This window comes from Paenibacillus sp. PastM-3 (assembly GCF_029893965.1).
Taxonomy (GTDB): Bacteria; Bacillota; Bacilli; order Paenibacillales; family Paenibacillaceae; genus Paenibacillus_AQ.
The window spans coordinates 21544-42595 of the sequence record NZ_JARXXP010000002.1 but is presented as its reverse complement, the minus strand read 5'-3'; the positions used below and the strand labels follow the sequence as shown (position 1 = coordinate 42595).

At 43.2% G+C, this 21052-nt stretch carries 14 protein-coding genes; 13 read left to right on the top strand and 1 reads right to left on the bottom strand.

Going from position 1 to position 21052, the window contains the following annotated elements:
* The first annotated feature begins 147 nt into the window (after positions 1 to 147).
* The 4 genes from uvrA (at position 148) to galU (ending at position 7380) form a co-directional block, all read left to right on the top strand.
* The gene (gene uvrA / locus M2108_RS04085; RefSeq protein ID WP_277468272.1) at positions 148 to 3024 is read left to right on the top strand and encodes an excinuclease ABC subunit UvrA; all 2877 of its coding nucleotides are present in this window, start codon (positions 148 to 150) and stop codon (positions 3022 to 3024) included.
* A 274-nt stretch (positions 3025 to 3298) separates the two neighbouring features.
* Positions 3299 to 3508: a hypothetical protein gene (locus M2108_RS04080; RefSeq protein ID WP_277468273.1), complete on the top strand. Its 210-nt coding sequence runs from the start codon at positions 3299 to 3301 to the stop codon at positions 3506 to 3508.
* 241 nt (positions 3509 to 3749) lie between these two features.
* Entirely contained in the window at positions 3750 to 6269 is a 2520-nt protein-coding gene (locus tag M2108_RS04075; RefSeq protein ID WP_277468274.1) for a U32 family peptidase, read from the top strand.
* A 211-nt stretch (positions 6270 to 6480) separates the two neighbouring features.
* Entirely contained in the window at positions 6481 to 7380 is a 900-nt protein-coding gene (gene galU / locus M2108_RS04070) for a UTP--glucose-1-phosphate uridylyltransferase GalU (protein ID WP_277468275.1), read from the top strand.
* A gap of 82 nt (positions 7381 to 7462) precedes the next feature.
* On the opposite strand, the gene M2108_RS04065 is transcribed toward galU, so the two are convergent.
* Entirely contained in the window at positions 7463 to 9919 is a 2457-nt protein-coding gene (locus M2108_RS04065) for an O-antigen ligase family protein (protein ID WP_277468276.1), read from the bottom strand.
* A gap of 151 nt (positions 9920 to 10070) precedes the next feature.
* Here M2108_RS04065 and M2108_RS04060 point away from each other — a divergent pair, with 151 nt between their 5' ends.
* Genes M2108_RS04060 through M2108_RS04020 form a run of 9 tightly spaced genes read left to right on the top strand, consistent with a single transcriptional unit; the run spans position 10071 to position 21031 of the window.
* Complete coding sequence (locus tag M2108_RS04060) at positions 10071 to 11366, top strand: glycosyltransferase (protein WP_277468277.1); 1296 nt, start codon at positions 10071 to 10073, stop codon at positions 11364 to 11366.
* Entirely contained in the window at positions 11363 to 12439 is a 1077-nt protein-coding gene (locus M2108_RS04055; protein ID WP_277468278.1) for a mannose-1-phosphate guanylyltransferase, read from the top strand. The genes M2108_RS04060 and M2108_RS04055 overlap by 4 nt, the downstream gene beginning before the upstream one ends.
* 60 nt (positions 12440 to 12499) lie before the next feature.
* The gene (gmd, locus tag M2108_RS04050) at positions 12500 to 13480 is read left to right on the top strand and encodes a GDP-mannose 4,6-dehydratase (RefSeq protein WP_277468279.1); all 981 of its coding nucleotides are present in this window, start codon (positions 12500 to 12502) and stop codon (positions 13478 to 13480) included.
* Positions 13477 to 14406 carry a GDP-mannose 4,6-dehydratase gene (locus M2108_RS04045; protein WP_277468280.1) on the top strand — a complete coding sequence of 310 codons (930 nt, stop codon included), beginning with the start codon at positions 13477 to 13479 and terminating at the stop codon, positions 14404 to 14406. The genes gmd and M2108_RS04045 overlap by 4 nt, the downstream gene beginning before the upstream one ends.
* A 12-nt stretch (positions 14407 to 14418) precedes the next feature.
* Entirely contained in the window at positions 14419 to 15192 is a 774-nt protein-coding gene (locus M2108_RS04040) for an ABC transporter permease (protein ID WP_277468281.1), read from the top strand.
* A gap of 19 nt (positions 15193 to 15211) precedes the next feature.
* Positions 15212 to 16483: an ABC transporter ATP-binding protein gene (locus M2108_RS04035; protein WP_277468282.1), complete on the top strand. Its 1272-nt coding sequence runs from the start codon at positions 15212 to 15214 to the stop codon at positions 16481 to 16483.
* Positions 16480 to 17760: a class I SAM-dependent methyltransferase gene (locus tag M2108_RS04030; RefSeq protein WP_277468283.1), complete on the top strand. Its 1281-nt coding sequence runs from the start codon at positions 16480 to 16482 to the stop codon at positions 17758 to 17760. Before M2108_RS04035 ends, M2108_RS04030 begins: the two co-directional genes overlap by 4 nt.
* Entirely contained in the window at positions 17760 to 18815 is a 1056-nt protein-coding gene (locus M2108_RS04025; RefSeq protein WP_277468284.1) for a glycosyltransferase family 4 protein, read from the top strand. Before M2108_RS04030 ends, M2108_RS04025 begins: the two co-directional genes overlap by 1 nt.
* Entirely contained in the window at positions 18812 to 21031 is a 2220-nt protein-coding gene (locus M2108_RS04020; RefSeq protein WP_277468285.1) for a glycosyltransferase, read from the top strand. Before M2108_RS04025 ends, M2108_RS04020 begins: the two co-directional genes overlap by 4 nt.
* Positions 21032 to 21052: the final 21 nt, after the last annotated feature.

The window sequence follows — 21052 nt, the reverse complement described above, 5'->3', positions numbered from 1 at the left end:
GTCCAACCAACCCGGCTCCCTCGCCAAACCTTGCGGGTGTCCAGAGGGTGCAACCCTTGGGGCCCTCCCTTGGCTAAGGGAGGGTTTGGGAGGGATCGAAAATGTTTTCCCAAAATATTTCCGCATTTAAAATTGGAGGTTTTACCGTTGGCGAACGAAAACATCATAATCAAAGGCGCGCGAGCGCACAATCTCAAGAACATCGACGTAACGATCCCGCGGGACCGCTTCGTTGTGCTGACGGGACTTAGCGGCTCCGGCAAATCCTCGCTGGCGTTCGATACGATCTATGCTGAAGGGCAGCGGCGTTACGTGGAGTCTCTTTCCGCGTATGCCCGCCAGTTCCTCGGCCAGATGGAGAAGCCGGATGTCGATTCCATCGACGGCCTGTCCCCGGCAATTTCAATTGACCAGAAGACAACCAGCCGCAACCCGCGCTCAACGGTGGGGACGGTAACCGAAATTTACGATTATCTGCGCCTGCTGTTCGCCCGGATTGGCCACCCGCATTGCCCGGATCACGGCATCGAGATTACCTCGCAGACAGTAGAGCAGATGGTGGACCGGATTATGCAATATCCCGAGAAGACCCGGCTGCAAATCCTGGCCCCGGTCATTTCCGGCCGCAAAGGCGAGCATAAAGGATTGTTCAGCGACATCTCTAAGCAAGGTTTCGTCCGCGTACGCGTGGATGGGGAATTGCGTGAGGTTACCGAAGAGATCGAGCTGGAAAAAAACAAAAAACACACTATAGAAGTTGTAGTTGACCGTATCGTCATTAAGGATGATGTGCAGACCCGGCTGACGGATTCCCTCGAAACAGCGCTCAAGCTGTCCGGCGGCCAGATTCTGGTCGATATTATCGGCCAGGAGGAGCTGCTGTTCAGTTCGAATTTTGCCTGCCCGGTGTGCGGCTTCAGCATCGAGGAGCTGGCTCCGCGGATGTTCTCCTTCAACAGTCCTTTCGGGGCTTGCCCTGAATGTGACGGACTTGGAGTAAACATGGTTGTCGACCCGGACCTGCTGATTCCTGACCCGGAGAAGTCGGTGGAGGACGGTGCTTTTCTGGCCTGGACAGGCAGCACCTCCAACTACTACCCGCAGTTTCTGAAATCGGTCTGTGAGCATTTCAAGATTCCCCAGAACGTGCCGGTGAGCACGCTGACGCCGGATCAGATGAACAAGCTGCTGTACGGAACAGGCAGCGAGAAGATCCGCTTCCGGTATGAAAATGATTTTGGCCAGAAGAAGGATGCGCTTGTCGCCTTCGAAGGCATTATTCCTAATCTCGAACGGAGATACCGGGATACAGCTTCGGAAGGAATCCGCGAGTTTATCGAAGGCTTTATGAGCGCCAAGCCTTGTCATGTATGTAAAGGGAAACGCCTGAAGAAGGAAATCCTTGCTGTAACCATCAACAACCGGAATGTGGCGGATGTTACAGACCTGTCCATCGGGGACTGCCAGGAGTTCTTCGGAAACCTTGTACTGAATGAAAAAGAAACAGCCATCGCCCACCTGATCCTTAAGGAAATCAGCAGCCGGCTTGGCTTCCTGGTTAATGTCGGTCTGAACTATCTGACGCTCAGCCGTGCGGCCGGTTCACTCTCCGGGGGGGAAGCGCAGCGGATCAGGCTGGCAACCCAGATCGGCTCCAGTCTGATGGGCGTCCTGTACATTCTGGATGAGCCGAGCATCGGCCTGCATCAGCGTGATAATGACCGGCTGATCTCCACTTTAGCCCATATGCGTGATCTCGGAAATACACTGATTGTAGTTGAGCATGACGAGGATACGATGATGGCTGCGGATTATATCATCGACATCGGCCCCGGCGCGGGAATTCATGGCGGCAGCGTAATTGCCCAGGGTACGCCGCAGGAGATTATGAACGATCCGAATTCGCTCACCGGAGAATATCTCAGCGGGCGCAAGTTCATTCCGGTAACCTCCAAGCGGCGGGCCACGGATGACCGATGGATCGAAATCCGCGGCGCTAAAGAGAACAACCTGAAGAACGTTAATGTGAAGATCCCGCTGGGCGTCTTTACCGCGGTTACCGGGGTCTCCGGCTCCGGGAAGTCCTCACTGGTGAACGAAATTCTGTATAAGAGCCTTGCCCGTCAGCTGAACAGAGCCGTGAAGGTGCGTCCGGGTCTGCATAAGGAAATCCGCGGCCTCGAGAATCTGGATAAGGTGATCGAGATCGACCAGTCGCCGATTGGGCGCACTCCGAGATCCAACCCGGCTACTTATACCGGCGTATTCGATGATATCCGCGACCTGTTCTCGAAGACCAACGAGGCTAAGGTTCGCGGCTTCCAGAAGGGCCGTTTCAGCTTCAACGTGAAGGGCGGCCGCTGTGAGGCCTGCCGCGGAGACGGGATTATCAAGATTGAAATGCACTTCCTGCCGGATGTGTACGTGCCTTGCGAAGTATGCAAAGGCAAACGGTACAACCGGGAAACGCTGGAGGTCAAATATAAAGGCAAGAGCATTGCCGATGTACTGGAAATGACAGTAGAGGATGCGACCGAGTTCTTCAAAAACATACCGAAAATCCACCGCAAAATGCAGACCCTGCTGGATGTCGGCCTCGGTTATATCAACATCGGCCAGCCTGGGACGACCCTGTCCGGCGGCGAAGCGCAGCGTGTGAAGCTGGCTTCCGAGCTGTACCGCCGCAGCACAGGCAAGACGCTCTACATTCTGGATGAGCCGACAACCGGTCTGCATGTGGACGATATCGGCCGCTTGCTGGAGGTATTACACCGCCTGGTGGATTCCGGCGAATCCGTACTGGTCATCGAGCATAACCTCGACGTCATCAAGACGGCAGACTATATCATTGATATGGGGCCGGAAGGCGGCAGCGGCGGCGGAACAGTACTGGCAACAGGCACGCCGGAGAAGCTGATCACCGTCGAGGAGTCCTATACCGGCAGATACCTGAAGCCGATTCTGATCCGTGATACCGAGCGGACGGAGGCAATGCAGCTTCAGGAGTCTGAGACGACGGTATAGAGCGGAGCAGCGGTTTTCTTTTGCAGATGAATTACGTTGTACCGGCGAGATAAGATAGGCTGTAACTCAGAACGCTGCAGGCGGGTATCCGTTTGTGGCGTTCAATTAAGAAAATCACATTTATCACTGGAAAATAGCGCCGAATAATAATTTTTTACAACAATTACAGCTTTTTTAGCGATTTTCTATTGCGCCGGGCAATTGGTAGCGATAACATAAGGGTAGATATGGATTAGATGAACCTGCTTGTCAACCCTTTTGAGGAGGTAATGCCATGCTGCTGGCAGAAGCTGCTGTACAAGAACCGTCTAAATTTCATACCTTTGATCTCTTTATGATTGCCTTTACCATTCTGATTCTTATTGGTGTCATCCGTCTGCTCCGCGCTCCCCAGAAGAATAAATTTGCGATCGCTTTTGGTGTAGTCAGCCTGCTCGTGTTTGTCGTTTCGGATTATGCGATGATTATGAACTGGCTGAGTTGAGATTAGCAATACAGCACTCGATGGTGTTTGGTCAAACTTCAACTTTTGCAAAAGCCTAAGACTCCTTTTAACGCTGCCGGCGTGGATAAAGGTGTCTTTTTAATATTTCCGGCTTGAATCAGCTCTGATTCTTCCAAGATAAATGTTGGTAAACGGATGGCGAACAGATGTGATATTTGATACAATTAATAAGTTAAAGGTTTGGAAATGACCCGCAAAACAGCGGTTTGGGAGGATATAAATGAACGAGCAAGGAATACGCAGAGAAGACGTGGAGCTGCTGGCTCCGGCCGGTGACTGGGATTGTATGCGTGCAGCAGTGGCGAACGGTGCGGATGCGGTCTTTTTTGGCGTAGAGAAGTTTAATGCACGGGCGAGAGCCAACAACTTCCGCATGGACGAGCTGCCGGAGATTATGGCGTTTCTTCATAGCTATGGAGTGAAGGGCTTTTTGACGTTTAATATACTGGTGTTTGAAAATGAGCTGGCGGATGCCAAGGAACTGATCGACGCTTGTATTGATGCAGGTGTGGATGCAGTAATTGTGCAGGATTTGGGGCTGGTGCGGATGATCCGCGAGATTTCTCCGGACTTCCCGATTCATGGTTCTACACAAATGACGATCACTTCCCCGGAAGCGGTAGAATTTACAAAGCCTTGGGGTATGGAACGTGTGGTGCTTGGACGTGAAAATAACCTGAAGCAGATCAAGACCATCGGGGATCAAGCCCGCCTGCCGATGGAAGTATTCGTGCACGGTGCGCTGTGCGTCTCCTATTCGGGTCAGTGCCTGACCTCAGAAATGTGGGGCGGCCGGTCTGCGAACCGTGGTGAATGTGCCCAGGCTTGTCGTCTGCCATATGATCTGATGGTGGATGGCGTTGTTCAGCCGATGGGTGATGTGACCTATCTGCTGTCTCCCAAGGATCTGGCGGCGATCGATTTGATGCCTGAGCTGATTGAGGCGGGCGTAACCTCCTTCAAAATCGAAGGCCGGCTCAAGACCCCGGAATATGTGGCGAACGTAGTCAGTAAATACCGCAAGGCGATCGACCGGTATTTTGAAGGCAACTGGTCGCCGACTTCCAAGGAGGATATGCGGGAGCTGCAGCAGAGCTTTTCCCGCGGCTTTACGCACGGGTTCCTCGAAGGAACGAATAATAAGAAGCTGGTGGACGGGACTTTTCCAAAAAGCCGCGGCGTGTACATGGGCACAGTCGAGCAGATTCTGCGCGATGGCGTAGTCTGCCGCATCCATGCTCCGCTCAAACGCGGAGACGGCATTGTATTTGACGCCGGCGATCCGACCAAGAAGGAAGAAGGCGGACGCGTCTATGACCTGCGCCGCAAAGGCGTGAAGCTTGAGGGCGAAGCCGGTGAAGGCTGGATCGTCGATATCGTGCCCGGCCGTAACGATGTGGATCTGCGCAGACTGCATGTCGGTGACCGCATCTGGAAGACGAATGATCCGGCGCTCGACAAATCGCTGCGCCAGTCCTATGAAACCGAGAAGCCGTACCGCGTCTTCCCGGTACATGTGAAGGTCGAGGGCCGCGCAGGCGAGCCGCTGGCCACCTGGTGGACCGACGTTCAGAAGAACGTTACGGTCCGCGTGGATTCGGAGCTGCTGCTGGAGCCCGCGCAGAAGCGCCCGATGGACACCGCCCTGCTGGAAGAACAATTCGGCCGCCTTGGCGGGACCGTGTTCCAGCTTGAGGCGCTTCGGTCGCATCTGGAAGGCGACGTGATCGTGCCTATGCGCGAGCTGAACAGCATCCGCCGCCAGGCGGTGGAGCTGCTTGCCGGCGAGCGCCCGAAGCCGCCCGTCTACGTGAAACGGGCGGTAGAGGTTTACGGCGACGCTGCCCGCAGGGGCGACGCCGCTCCGCGCGGTGAAGCGGAGCTTACCGCGCTGTGCCGCAGCCTGCCGCAGGTGCAGGCTGCGCTCGAAGCCGGCGTAAAGAACATCTACGCCGACTTCGAGTTCATCAAGCAGTTCCCGGCAGCGGTAGACGCTGTACGGGCTGCGGGAGCCAGCATCGCGCTGGCCACGCCGCGCATCCATATGCCGGGCGAGAACGGCTACCACGCCAATATCCTGCGGCTGCAGCCGGATGCCGTGCTGGTACGCAATACAGGCGCGTTGTACTACTATCTCAAGCACCGGATGGAGCACCCGGATGCACAGCATCCTCGCCTAATCGGTGACTTCTCGCTGAACATCGCCAACCACAAAGCGGTTGACCTGTTCCTCGAAGCCGGTCTGGATACAGTAACACCTTCCTATGACCTGAACATTCAGCAGATGGTCGACCTGCTTGGACGCAGTGATACCTCGCGTATGGAGGTCGTGATTCATCAGCATCTGCCGATGTTCCACACCGAGCATTGTGTATACTGTACCTTTATGAGTGAAGGCACAAACTACACGAACTGCGGCCGCCCTTGCGAAGAGCAGCGCGCTTCTCTGCAGGACCGGATCGGCATGTCCCATCCTGTCCGTGTGGACGAAGGCTGCCGCAACACGGTATATAATGCAGTGGAGCAGTCCGGTGCAGAATATCTGAATAATTTCCGTGACCTGGGTGTATCCTCCTTCCGGGTGGAGTTCCTGGAAGAAACGCCGGAACAGGTGGCAGAGGTCATCAGCCTTTACACACGTGCCCTGCGCGGTGAAATCTCCGGTACCCAGGTCTGGAAGAGCCTTAAGGCGACTAATCAGCTTGGTGTAACACGCGGACAGCTGGTTAACGCCAAGTAAGTCTAATTATTATATAGAGCCAGGACCGCTCAAGGGCAGCTATGCCAGAACTTGAGCGCCTCCTGGCTCTTTTTGTATAAACCGCCTTAATTCCTAGCATATAACAATATAACTGCCAAAAACCTCCGTGAACTGCTATAATGAAATTTATTATGCCAGCTTCACGAGAATTGTAGCGGCGCTAAAGAACTGAAACAGAAGGAGCTATGTCATGAAAATCCGTAAAGCGATTATTCCCGCAGCTGGTCTGGGTACCCGCTTCTTGCCTGCAACCAAAGCAATGCCCAAAGAAATGCTGCCGATTGTAGATAAGCCGACGATCCAATATATTGTCGAAGAAGCCGTTGCTTCCGGGATTGAGGATATCATCATTGTAACGGGCAAGGGCAAGCGGGCAATTGAAGACCATTTTGACAATTCGTTTGAGCTGGAGTTTAACCTGGCGGAGAAGCAGAAGTGGGAGCTGCTGGAGTCTGTACGCAAGTCTTCGGAGATGGCTGACATCCATTACATCCGTCAAAAAGAGCCGCGTGGCCTCGGACACGCGATCTGGTGCGCCCGCAAGTTCATCGGCAACGAACCGTTTGCCGTGTTGCTCGGTGACGATATCGTCGAAGCGGATAAACCGTGTTTGAAGCAGATGATCGAAGTCTACGAAGAATATAAGTCTTCCATTGTCGGGGTGCAGCCTGTACCGTGGGAAGAAGTATCCCGTTACGGTCTTGTAGACGGCACTCAGCTGGCAGACCGTGTCTACAAAGCTAACCGGCTGGTTGAAAAGCCTAAGCGTGAAGACGCGCCGTCCAATCTGGCAATCCTGGGACGTTATATCCTGACTCCGCGCATTTTTGATATGCTGGGCGAACAGCAGGTCGGCGTAGGCGGCGAAATCCAGCTTACAGATGCGATTGCACGCTTGAGTGACGTGGAGCGGATTATTGCCTATGACTTCGAAGGCAGACGGCATGACGTCGGTGAGAAGATGGGTTTTATCCAGACAACTATTCATTATGCGCTGCAGCATGAGGAGCTTAAGGATGGTTTGCTGGACTATCTCAAAGAGATTATTGATAGTGAGGCGGCTAAGGCTGCTAATTCTGTAAAGAAATAATACAATCATTTATAAATACAGGTTACACAAAAAAGGGACAAGCTGTATTATCAGCCTTGTCCCTTTTTTGTGTGTATCCGTATTAGAACTGCATTGCAGCGATCGAATCAATTGCCGCTGCTTCCGCTGCATCAGCAGCAATCAGCAAGTCATATACGGCCTGATCTTGTCCGCCGCTGCGTTTCAGCGCAGCCAGGTACCAACGGGCGATTTCGCGGTTAGTAGTATCTGCGTAATCTTCGCTAAGACCTAATTTGAGAGTTGCAGCCGCAAGCTCATCATCCCCGGACATCAGCTGCAGCTTTCCGGCATTCAGTGCGATGCTAGGTGTAACGGAGAAAGGACGCCCCTGAAGCTGTTCAGGCGGCAGTGTCTTTAAATGCTCTACTCCATCAACCACATGCTTATAGGCCTCGAGACCGGCAGTAATATATTCTTGCTTCTTGGCATCATCCTTCTGTTCATGAGCTGTGTAGCCCAAGGAGGCCGAACGGCCAATAATAGCATCGTACCAGTCAATATCCCAGTAGAACTTATAAGCATTATCCCGGTATACAGTAAAAGCGAGATCGCCTTGCCCTTTCAGCTCGTAGATACTGGCAAGCTGCTTCAGCATATCCTTATTGTAAGGCTCATCTTCAAGCGCACGATTTACATATGAGTAAGCTTCATCAAGAAATTGAGTATCCTGGGTCTGGTTAAAGACCTGCTGATCCATAGAGGAAAGGTAAATTACCGATTCAGGATGGTACGGCCGTTTGTCCAGTGCCTTTACCAGCGGTGCTTTGATCTCTTCATAGGACTGACTGACACCGACAAGATTCTTTGCTTTCATTGCTGAAGTGCTGGAACTCAGATAGTTAATAGAAAGGAAGAGAAGAAAGACAGTCCCTACGGCTAATGCCGCCAAATAACCAATCCGGAGCCCGGCCTTGTTCCAGTTGCTGCGCAGTACCTTATTGTCCATTGAAACTCCCATGCCAGCCAGACTCAGGAAGACCAGAATGCCCATGAATGCATAACTTAAATTGAAGTCCAGTAAGCTGTGAACCAGAATGGACAGTGCAATAATGTAGAAGAAGTAACCATTAGTAAAGTCATCCTTGTCGCGCTTTAGATAGCCGCGGATAAATTTGTAGAAAACATAGCCGATAAAACCTATAAACACGATGAAACCGATAATCCCGACTTCAATCAGATACTGCAGAAAGAAGTTATGGGCCTGGCGGCTGGTATAAGGGTTATTCTGATACTGCTCATAAAGGGATGCCCAACCGCCGCCGCCGGCTCCAATGATGGGATAGTCTTTAACAACCTTCATAGCATCCTTATAAAAAGTGAACCGTTCCAGTACACTGTGCTGCTTAAAGTTAATGTTCTCCAGCCGGGTTTCAATGTTCGCAGGCAGAATGCTGCGTACGCTTGTCCCTATTAACAGGAAAGCGACAATTCCCACGAGAACGAGTGAGCCTAGCGGAAGCCAGAGACCGGTTCCTTTACGCGAACCCCAAGCGCCGAGCTTGTGCTCCAGCCAAGGTGCTACATAACGTTGTATAACCCATCCGAGTGCCGCTACTACGAGAGAAGCGACAATCAGGTAAGCCCAGCCTTTGAGGGCAGCTCCGGAAGTGAAAGCCGTATTCAGCTCCGTTCCCAGAGTGGTCAGCGGGTTGGTTACCGCCAGTGCGGCGATACCGGCAATGGCCAGATGAATAATCCAGAGGATCTGCTGAGCCGGTTTGAGCAGGATCAGCAGCAGGATGAATACAACCGGCAGCATAACAAGTCCGCCGCGGGACAAAGTCAGCAGCAGGGAAACAATGATCGGTACCAGCATAAAACCGTGAGTCAGTGTCCCGTACCACTTTTTAGAGCGGATAAGGGCGAACACTGCGACAAACAGAAAAGCCATCAGAAAAGCCGCATAAGTATTCGCATATTGGAAAACAGAGGTCAGGCGCAGACCGTTAGAGTCGGTCATTACAGCATCCAAATATTTACCACCGCGTACGGTATTAGAGAACCATCCGACCAGGCTCCCGGCAAATTTCGCGCCGCCCAGCCAGTTAATCAGTCCAAATATCACAATAAAATAGGAAATGGCAAGAACCGCATTCTGTATGACAACATTTAGTTGCTTTTGCTTGAGTAAATATAACGCTATAATGAATATTGCGATGTACATGCTCTGTATGAGCAGCAGATTCATCGCCATATAATGCGAAGCAGCGCCAAAGAGCGACAACGCATACGTTATAGGAAGCAGGAGAGCTGCTACTACAATTAAGTCGCGCTGATCCTCAAGCTTGAACTTTGTAAAGTACACTCCCATCCAGAGCAGCAGCAGCAAACTGCTAAGCAGGGAAGCTATGTAGATTGGTTTTTCAAAGTCCAGCTGCTGTCCGTTAAACAAGCCGACCTGGAACGGGGTCCAGATCAAGAACAAAATTAAAGCTACAGCCAACGCCCACACCGGGCTGGATATCTTTTCAACATTTCTCGACTGAGCTGCATTTTTACCGTATACTGGTTTCGACACGTTATAATCTCCTTTTCCTGTAGGTACGACAATATTTTAGCATATGGTTTATACTAGGGCCACTTTATTCAGTTATGTAAATGATTTACTTTACTTAGAAACATTATGGGGGCTTTATAAATGGATTTCAATGAAAGTTTGGAAATAGGATATGAGTAGTGCTAAATCTTTTCTCTTTAAAAAATTGTATAAATCAGCAGTTAAGTTTAAACCGGTTGCAATCCGCATGTTTCCTTTTGAGACTAGACAGCGTATTAAACAGAAGTTATTAAAAGTGGCATTTCCTATTGACAAGAATGATAAGACATCTTGTATCACAGGAGAATTGTCCGGTGTAAATTTAGTGGGTTACTCAAGGGCAGAAATGGGTATTGGTGAGTCCTGCAGAATTGCTGCTAAAAGTATGGAAGCTGTTGATATACCGTTTGGAATTATTAATTTTATTGGGACTAATTCAGCAAGTATGAATGATGATTCCTGGATTCATAAAGAAATAAACGAGCCACAGTTTAACTTGAATATATTTCATATAAATGCCGAACAGATGATTGAAGTATACGCACATTATGGAAATTCGATATTTAAGGATCGCTATAACATTGGTTTCTGGCACTGGGAGCTTCCCGATTTTCCTGATGAATGGCAAGAAAGCTTTAATTTGGTGGATGAAATCTGGGCACCATCAACTTTTGTTGTGGATTCAATCGCCCAAAAAAGCCCTGTTCCTGTTGTGAAAATACCGCATAGTATTAAGGTTTCAATTTCAGATCAAAGGGACCGGAGCTATTTTAATTTGCCGGAAGATGCTTTTCTGTTTTTGAGTATGTATGATTTGAAAAGTTATCAGGCCAGGAAAAATCCTCAGGCTTCGATAATAGCGTTTCAGCTGGCCTTTAAACCAGAGGATAAATCTGTAGGTTTAGTTATAAAGGTTAACAGTGCTGGACAAGGATCGAAAGAGCTGGATGAATTGCATCAGCTCATTGGTACATATACCAATATCTATCTGGTGGATAAAACCTTATCGAGAAATGATACGAATGCATTATTATCTGTTATAGACAGTTATGTATCTCTTCATCGAAGTGAGGGTTTTGGACTTGGACTTGCAGAAGCTATGTATTTAGGAAAGCCGGTGATAGGGACAAACTGGTCATCCAATATTGATTTTATGGACTTTAATACTTCTTGTCTGGTTAATTATTCGTTGGTAAAACTTAACGAGAATCATGGACCATATAAGGAATATCAATATTGGGCAGAGCCAGATGTGGAGCATGCAAGCACATATATGCGTACACTTTTTGACGATAAGAACTTTTATAAACAAATTTCGTCTAATGGTGAAGAACATATAAAGAAATATTATTCACCACAAGCTGTCGGTGATATCATTCAACGGAGGTTGAAATACATCTCTATGTGGAAATTTGGAGGATTGAAATGACTATTACATGTGTGATCATGGCTGGAGGTAAAGGGGAACGTTTTTGGCCGAAAAGCCGGACAAACCTTCCCAAGCAATTTTTGAATATTTCAGGGAACAAATCGATGATTCAGCAGTCAATTGCGCGGCTTGAAAAACTCATTGATATCGGTCAGATTTTTGTTGTTACCAATGAGCTTTATGCTGAACTCATTAAGGCGCAGATACCAAACTTGCCAAATGAGAATATTATTATTGAACCTGTGGGCAGAAATACAGCGCCTTGTATTGGACTAGCCTCAATCATCATTGAAGACCGGTTTCCTGACAGTACCATGATTGTAATTCCTTCAGACCACATCATTGAAAATGAAGAGGGATTTGTAAAGATTCTTGAAACTGCTGTCGAGGTTGCTCAAGAAAACAGTAATTTGGTTACCTTGGGGATTCAACCGACTTACCCGGAAACTGGTTACGGGTATATTGAAAGCACGAATGAAATTCAGTCTATTAATGGGCTGTCTGTCCATAAAGTAAATAAGTTTGTAGAAAAACCGGATTTGGGGACTGCCCAGTCTTATCTTGAATCTGGAAACTTTTTTTGGAACAGTGGTATTTTTGTGTGGAAAATTGAAACTATTAGAAGTTACATACAAAAGTTGATGCCTGAAATGCACGATATTTTAGAAACAATGAGAACAGTTCTAAACTCACCTGAACGGGATACGATTATTCGAACAGAATTTTTGAAGATGCCAGACCAATCTATTGATTACGGGATAATGGAAAAGGTCAATAATATATATGTTATTCCTTGTGTATTCGGTTGGGATGATGTTGGAAGCTGGACAGCATTGGACCGTATTAGTGAACTTGATGAAAATGGGAACGTAATTAAGGGGAATATTCTGAATCTGGACACCAAGCACTGCATTATAGAGAGTAACGGAAAACTGATTGCGACATTAGGTATTGAAAATCTAATAATTGTGGACACAGAGGACGTTACTCTTATCTGCACTAAAGATAAAGCACAAGAAGTGAAATTGCTGCTCAAAGAACTTCGTATGCAAAAGCTTGAACAATACTTGTAAGTTGCTTAAACTTAATATTTACTTTATTAATCTATATAACCGTAGAGGGGAATTTTGAAAATGACAAAGCGTGCACTAATTACAGGTATTACAGGACAAGATGGTTCATATTTAGCAGAACTTTTGCTAGCTAAAGGATATAAAGTATTTGGACTACGCCGTAGAACAAGTATGCCTATTATGGAAAATATTGAACATCTCAAAAATGAGATTGAGTTTATTGATGGGGACTTGCTTGATCTCGGTTCGCTAATTAATGCTGTACGGGTTTCTGATCCGGATGAGGTATATAACCTGGCTGCTCAATCCTTTGTGGCAACCTCATGGATTCAGCCTGTAGCAACTGGACAAAGCACAGGCATTGGTGTTACTAATATGCTGGAAGCTGTACGTTTGACAAAACCTGAAGCTAGATTCTATCAGGCATCAAGCAGTGAGATGTTCGGTAAAGTAGTAGAGACACCACAAAAAGAAACAACTCCATTCTATCCGCGTAGTCCATACGGTGTTGCTAAAGTCTACGGACACTGGATCACTGTTAATTACAGAGAGAGTTATAACATGTATGCTTGCTCAGGTATTTTATTCAACCATGAATCTCCACGTCGTGGTATTGAATTCGTGACACGCAAAGTAACTGATGCTGTTGCCAAAATTAAATTGGGTTTGCAAACAGAGCTTCGTATGGGTAATCTCGACGCAAAAAGAGACTGGGGTTTCGCAGGTGATTATGTCAAAGCTATGTGGCTGATGCTTCAGCAGGATAAAGCGGATGATTATGTTATTTCTACCGGTGAAACTCATACTATTGAGGAATTAGTCGAGATTGCTTTTAGCCATGTGGGACTTAACTGGAGAGATTACGTTGTAATTGACCAGAAGTTTGTTAGACCGGCTGAGGTAGACTTGTTGCTTGGTGATTGTACAAAAGCAAAGAAGGAACTTGGATGGGAACTCGAGGTTGGATTCGAGCAATTAGTTAAAATGATGGTTGATAGTGATATGGAATTGATAAGCAAAAAAATTGGTGCTAAGGCATGAAAAAAGTACTTGTTACTGGTGCTGGGGGATTTGTAGGGACTCATTTAGTGAACTACTTACAAACCCAAGAGTGCGAGGTGTGGGGCGGATATAAGGACATATACGAACCAGATAGTATGCCATACAAACTAGTTTTGGATATAACTAATCAGGAATCGGTTGATAATGTTATTAAACATATTAAACCTGATATTATTTTTCATCTGGCTGCTATAAGCAACGTTCCGTTTTCATGGGAGTATCCAAAAACGACTTTTGAAGTGAATCAATTGGGAACACTTAATCTCTTGAATTCATTATTGAATTTTAGTCCGGATACTTTACTGATAAATATAGGCTCATCTGAAGAATATGGAATACCATCTCAAATCCCTACGGATGAAAATCATTTACTAACTCCCATAACGCCTTATGGGAGTAGTAAATTAATATCAGGTTTAACGGTAATGCAATATTTTAAAAAATATGGACTGAAATCCATCCATGTTCGGGCATTTAATCATATAGGACCAGGCCAACCAACAGGGTTCGTAACCGCGGATTTTGCGAAGCAAATCATAGGCATAGAACGAGGAGTTTTAAATGCCAATATAAATGTAGGTAATTTAGAAGCCAAACGGGACTTTCTGGATGTTCGTGATGTAGTGCGGGCGTATTGGGAAATAGCTCAAAGAGGTATGGTGGGCGAAGTGTACAACGTTTGTTCAGGGAATGCAATAAGTATTTCAGATATTCTTAGTAAGTTAATTGCCTTCAGTCATGTTAATGCTGTTGTTAATGTGGACAATCAGAAATATAGAAAAATTGATGTCCCAATAATTGAAGGCAATAACAAGAAGCTTGTACAAGATACTGGTTGGTATCCTCTTTATTCATTAGATGATTCATTAAAAGATATTCTTAGCTATTGGAGAAATCAAGAGTAGGGAGCAGTTCTTATGATATTATTTAGGCAGATTTATGGTTACAGAGAAATGTTGAAAAATCTGGTTGTTAGAGATTTGAGAACTAGATATAAAGAATCTGTGTTAGGCTTTTTATGGACTTTAATCAATCCATTACTTATGTTGCTTATTTACTCTATTGTATTCAAAACTATTATGAGAATGGATATAGAGAATTATAGCATTTTTTTATTTGCGGGACTCTTACCTTGGCAATATCACCAAACAGTCGTTTCCTCTAATACTTCTATTATTATCAATAACAATGGACTAATTAAAAAGGTGTATTTTCCTGCAGAAATATTGCCGTTAAGCTCAACTATTGCGGGGGCCATAAACTTTTTGTTAAGTTTACTTGTTCTATTAGTCTCAATGATTGTTGTTGGAGTTCCTTTCTCGCTTAACATCATATTTTTACCATTATTACTTTTTTTGCAAATGATCTTTATATTTGGGTTGAGTCTGATTCTCTCCTCACTCAATGTCTTTTTCAGGGATCTTGAGCACATTGTAGGCATACTAATGATGGCATGGTTTTACATGACCCCTGTTTTCTATCCGCTATCTATGGTTCCTGAAAAATTCCAGGCGATTTTTGCTCTGAACCCTATGACACCTTTAGAGCAAGCCTACCGACAAATTTTTTATTATGGAAAACCTCCAGAGATGCATACTCTGGGATCATTTTTTGTCTATTCAGTAATCTTTTTGATTGTTGGTCTTCTATTATTTAATAACCTGAAAAAGAAATTTGCTGAAGAATTGTAAATTGAAAGGATACAATACTATGGAAGTTATAAAGATAAAAGATTTAAGTAAGTCTTTTAAACTTTATCAAGACAAACCAAATACATTAAAAGAACGTGCTCTTCGGACAAATAAAAATACCCATAGATCTCTTGATATTTTAAAAAACATTAATTTATCTATAAATAAAGGCGAGATGGTTGCACTTATAGGCCATAATGGATCTGGAAAAAGTACCTTGCTGAAATTATTAACCAAGATAATTTATCCAAATAAAGGCGACATAAAAATAGAAGGTCGCGTCTCAAGTTTGTTGGAACTGGGAGCGGGTTTTCATCCGGACTTTACTGGTATGGAAAATATTTTTATGAATGCTTCTATTTTTGGGCTGACAAAGAAAGAAATAGAACTCAAAGTTGATGATATTATTTCATTCTCTGAGTTAGAAGAGTTTATTCATAATCCTGTTCGGACGTATTCATCAGGAATGTACATGCGTTTAGCCTTTGCGGTAGCTATAAATATTGAACCGGATATTTTACTTGTTGATGAAGTTCTGGCTGTGGGCGATGCGTCCTTTCAGAGAAAGTGTTTGAACCGAATTAAAGAACTTAAAAATGCGGGAAAGACAATAGTGTTAGTAACTCATGACCATGGTGTTGTAGAACGTATGTGTGACAGAGCGATCTGGCTTCATAATGGGGAAGTGAAAAATGATGGTCACCCTAAAGATGTAGTTAATGAGTATTTACGGTATTTAGCTGATCGGGATCAAGAAAAGGAGTCAAAACAGATACAAAGCCAAACGCACTCAGAAGAAGAGTTGGCTGAAAATATAGTGGAAGAAGAGAGTGCTTCCAGTCACAGTGTGGATATGAAACGATGGGGTACAAAAGAAGTTAAGATAATGAAGATGGCAGTGGTAAGTGAAGATGTCTCAAACCACATATATTCAGAAAGTGGACTAAAGTTAATTATCGATTATACATCCAATCTAGTAGATATGAGCTCAGTCGTATTTGGTATTGCGATTCATACTCTAGATAAGGTTAGAGTATATGGTACAAATACACAAATAGAATCCATATCGAGAAAAAAGATATCGAGAAAAGGTAGAGTAGAATTATATTTCCCGCAATTAAATTTAATTGAAGGTGACTATAGTATAGATATTGCTGTTCATGATGAAACAGGGAAAATGTTTGATTATATCACCGATGCTGTGAATATTAGGGTGTTATCTGAGGTGCATGATGTAGGTTACTGCAGGATCCCACATAAATGGACTTTTACGGAGGGTGAAGGGAATTGAAAAATTTTTTTGAACTAAACACAAGCTTTCAAGTGGATGAAATAATGCAAACAATTGAGAGCAACAAAAAAAATAGAACCCCACTTATTGTAGCATCAAGTGTACAAGAAGAAGATCCGTATATGGATCTTTTTTGGAAGCATAAGGAAGTTAGCGAGAATAGTAATCCTATTCCCATTCCCGAAAATACACAATTTAAGTTTTTGAAAAAATTGATTGGGAAACTAATCAGAACCTATACAAGAAAACAAGTTCATTTTAATCTTTCGACTACATCCTTCTTGGAACTTACAATTAAACATTTCAAGCAAGTTAATCAAAGGCAAAAAGATATAGCACAAGAAATTAAGGGGAACCTGGAAAGAGATATTAAAGGGAACATAGATAACGCCAATAAAGCAAATGAAGCTAAACTTGAATTAAGATTAAAGAGTTTAGAAGAAGTGCTGATGAAGAAATACGAATTGGAATTGAGCAGATTAGAAAAAAAGGTGGATTCGTATATAGAATCAATCAATAACGAATTGACTGAAGTTAAAAAAGCCCAAGCCGAAAAAAGTGGTAATCTTTCTGAATGGTTATCAGCACTTGAGGGTAACATTGGCGATTCTAATAAATGGATCGGATTGATTGATGGCCGCTTAAAGAATGTTGAAGGCTATCAGGAAAGAACGCGTAAGGAAATTTTTGCAGAACTTAAAAATAGTAATGTTAGCACATTTTCCGAAAAAGAAAATAAAACGGTAGAACCTAAAATAATTAATGAAGAAAAAGTCTCTGGAATGATTGCAGAAGGTAATGTTAAGGTAAATCTGGGTAGCGGAAGTTTAGTTAAACCGGATTACATCAATATTGATATGAGACCATTAGAAGGAGTAGATATAGTCTCCGACGTAAGAAATGTTCCTCTAGATGATGAAAGTGTCGACGAATTGTATCTTGCCCATGTTATTGAGCATTTTTCAGAAATTGACATGGAAAAGTTTATTCTTCCCTACTGGCATAAGCTTTTGAAAGTGAATGGTAAAATAAGGATTGTTTGTCCTAACTGGGAAGCTATGCTGTCTGGTTATTCGGAAGGAACGATATCTTTTGAAGTCCTTAAAGAAATTACTTTTGGATCTCAAGAATATGAAGGTAACCAGCACTATAATATGTTTTCTCCAGCTTCATTAGTAGAAATGATGAGAAAAATCGGATTTACAGAAATTACAATAATTAGCGAATCGCGCCAGAATGGTTTATGCCTAGAAATGGAGATTGAGGGAGTGCGTTAATGGAATCTAGAGTTTATCAAATCATTGAAGCGTTAGACTATGGAGATGCTGTTAGCACCCATTGTATTGAATTGAAAAACATTCTGTCCGGGGCTGAGATTGTAAATGATATTTTTTCGAAATATGTTAATGAAAAAATGGAAAATTTCCGTAAGCCTATAAGCGAACTAAAGGTTAGCAAGCAAGATGTGCTTATTTTTCATTATTCCGGCAAATCAAGTCTTATTAATACTATAAAGGCTCTAAATTGCAAAAAAATATTAATATATCATAACATTACACCTCATCATTATTTTGAAGGAATGGAGCCTCATTATACTCATTGTTTAGAGGGCAGAAAACAACTCTCTCAATTAAGAGGTATGTTTGATTTATATTTAGGCGATTCAGAATATAATGTGCAGGAATTAGATGAAATAGGCTGCAGCCCTACGGGAGTACTGCCTATTGTAGTTGATATGGCTATAAAAAATAATAAAAAAGTACGTACAAAAAACGAACAAGATGAAATAAAGTTTATATTTGTAGGAAGAGTTGCACCGAACAAAAAACATGAGGACATCATCAGAATCTTTGAATATTATCATACCTATATTAATCCCAACTCAAAATTGTATCTTGTAGGTAATTATAATGACTATTCGCTATATTATAATCAATTAATGATGCTTGTCCAAACAATGGTGAGTAAGAATAGTATACAGTTTACAGGCAAAATCTCTGAAGGAGAATTAGATTATCATTATCGGACAGCAGATATCTTTTTATCAATGAGCGAACATGAAGGATTTTGTGTGCCTTTGTTAGAGAGTATGTCGTATGGTGTTCCTACTTTTGCATTTGATGCAGGTGCTATAAGAACAACCCTTGGTAAGGCTGGGGTATTGATCACTTCTAAAGATTATGATTATATCGGTGAGTTGATTCATCTTATATTAAATAATCAAGCATTACGTGAGGAGATAATCAACAATCAGTATGATTGGATTAACAATTTTAGTATAGAGGCAACAGAAGATGCTCTATTAAAGTATATAGATAAGGTGAGAATATGAAGCTAAATAATTTCAGGTTTTCAATTGTGATTTGTACTTATAATAGAGATGAATATTTGGAGCGAACGCTTGAAAGTCTAAATAATTTGTATTATGACGATTTTGAAGTAATAGTCGTTAATGGTCCCTCAACAGATAGAACAGATGAAATCTTAGAAAAATATAAGAATAAAATTAAACTGGGCAAAAACAACGTTGCTAATCTATCCATCTCCAGAAATATTGGCATTAAACTCTCAAGTGGAGATATTGTAGCGTTTTTAGATGATGATGCGATTCCAGAGCCTAACTGGTTAGATCAGATTCAAGAATTGTATGATTCCAATGGATTCGTAGGTGGTGTTGGAGGGCGGGTATATGGCCCTGGAGGAGACCATTTTCAATTCCATAATGGGATCATTAATGTATGGGGAGAAGCAACTGCCAAATGTGATCAGCCTGGTCAATATACTGAGAAAAATGGTAATTATTATAACATTTTAATGGGGGTAAACAGTACTTTTCTCAGAAAAGCTTTAGTTAATATTGGCGGGTTTGATGAATATTATGAATATTATCATGATGAAAGTGATGTATGCGTTAGATTAATTAACTCAGGTCATCCTATATATCATCATCAAGAGGCATTTGTACATCATGAATTTGCAAAGTCTCACATAAGGAAGTCTATTTATAATCTTAATTGGTATCCTATTGTGAAAAACACTGTATATTTTGGTGTTAAAAATTCTAAAGGTATTCATAACTTGGCTAAAAGAATTTCAATGCCTTTTTTTACAAGCTACAAAAGGCTGCTGGAATTTAAGCATTGGTTAAAAAATGGGGATATAACAAAAAAAGAATATCGTAGTTTCCGGAAAATGTGGATATCAGGTGCCTACAGAGGATTTATTGATGGGTTCTTTTCTGCTCGAAAGACTAATAATAATCTTGAGGGTGAATTTAAATTTTGTTTATTTGAGAAGAAAAGTGGGGTTTCTGTTGAGAATAAACAACCACAAGTTATCGGGGATTTGTTTGGTATCTGTCTTTTAAGTAGATATTATCCGCCCTATGGTAAAGGTGGGGTGGCTACTTATACTAAAAGCCTTGCAGAGGGGTTAGTAAAAAGAGGACATCCTGTTTATGTAATCACAAGTGGCCTGCCTACTGATCAAGTAGAGATTAATGGTGTCAAATTGATTGACATTAATATTGCTCAAAACATTGACCTATATGATTATATATCCAAGGATAAGATGAATGTTACTAAAACTAATCTGGATTACTCTTCAAGAGTAGCTTCTATAGTGGGTTACTTATATGATAACAACATGATTAAAGTGTTAGAGACTCCATTATGGGATTATGAAGGGTTGGCTTCTACTCGAATAGATGGTCTCAAAACCTTTGTCAGACTCGAAACCCCTCTTAAAATTGCTGCAAAAACGCAAGAATGGAAATGGAATAAAGATCTTGAATTATCCTCTCAACTGGAAAAACAGCTTATACAAGGTGTAGATGAAGTCATTACTATTTCTAATGATGTTCAAAATAATATTGGAGATTTGTATGACATAGACTGGAATAATCTAAATGTTAGCCTTGTCCCTCTGGGAATAGATGATGTTTTTTTGCCGGAAATTCAATCTGAATTTGTGGGTAGTGAAAATGAGTTAACTATATTATTTTTAGGAAGATTAGAGAGAAGAAAAGGAATTGATATATTATTAGAGGCCGCTAAAGAAATAACTAGTATTAATAAAGATGTTAAGTTTATATTAGCGGGTAATAACAACATACCTTTTTATAATGAAACAACTATAAAAGACTCTTTTGTTAAAGAGAACCCTACTCTTTCTGAACAAATAGTTTTTTTGGGTGAAATTTCGGATGAAGAAAAGTTAAAACTATTAAGTAATTGTGATGTTTTTGTTGCACCTTCCAGATACGAGTCGTTTGGTTTAGTGTTTTTGGAAGCAATGCAACTTGGAAAGCCTGTAATAGGTACTTACGTTGGCGGTATCAAGGAAATTGTGGATGATGGAGTTAACGGGCTATTAGTAGAGTCTGAGAAGCCACAACTGCTTAAAGAAGCTTTATTGAGGCTTATAGGTGATTCTGCACTGAGAAAGTCTATGGGTTTAAAAGCTCGTGAAAAATATGTTAAAGATTTTCAGACAGACTCAATGATAGATCGGACACTAGAATGTTACCGGAAACAATTTGCTAATTAATTTTAGGTGGGGGTTTGTATT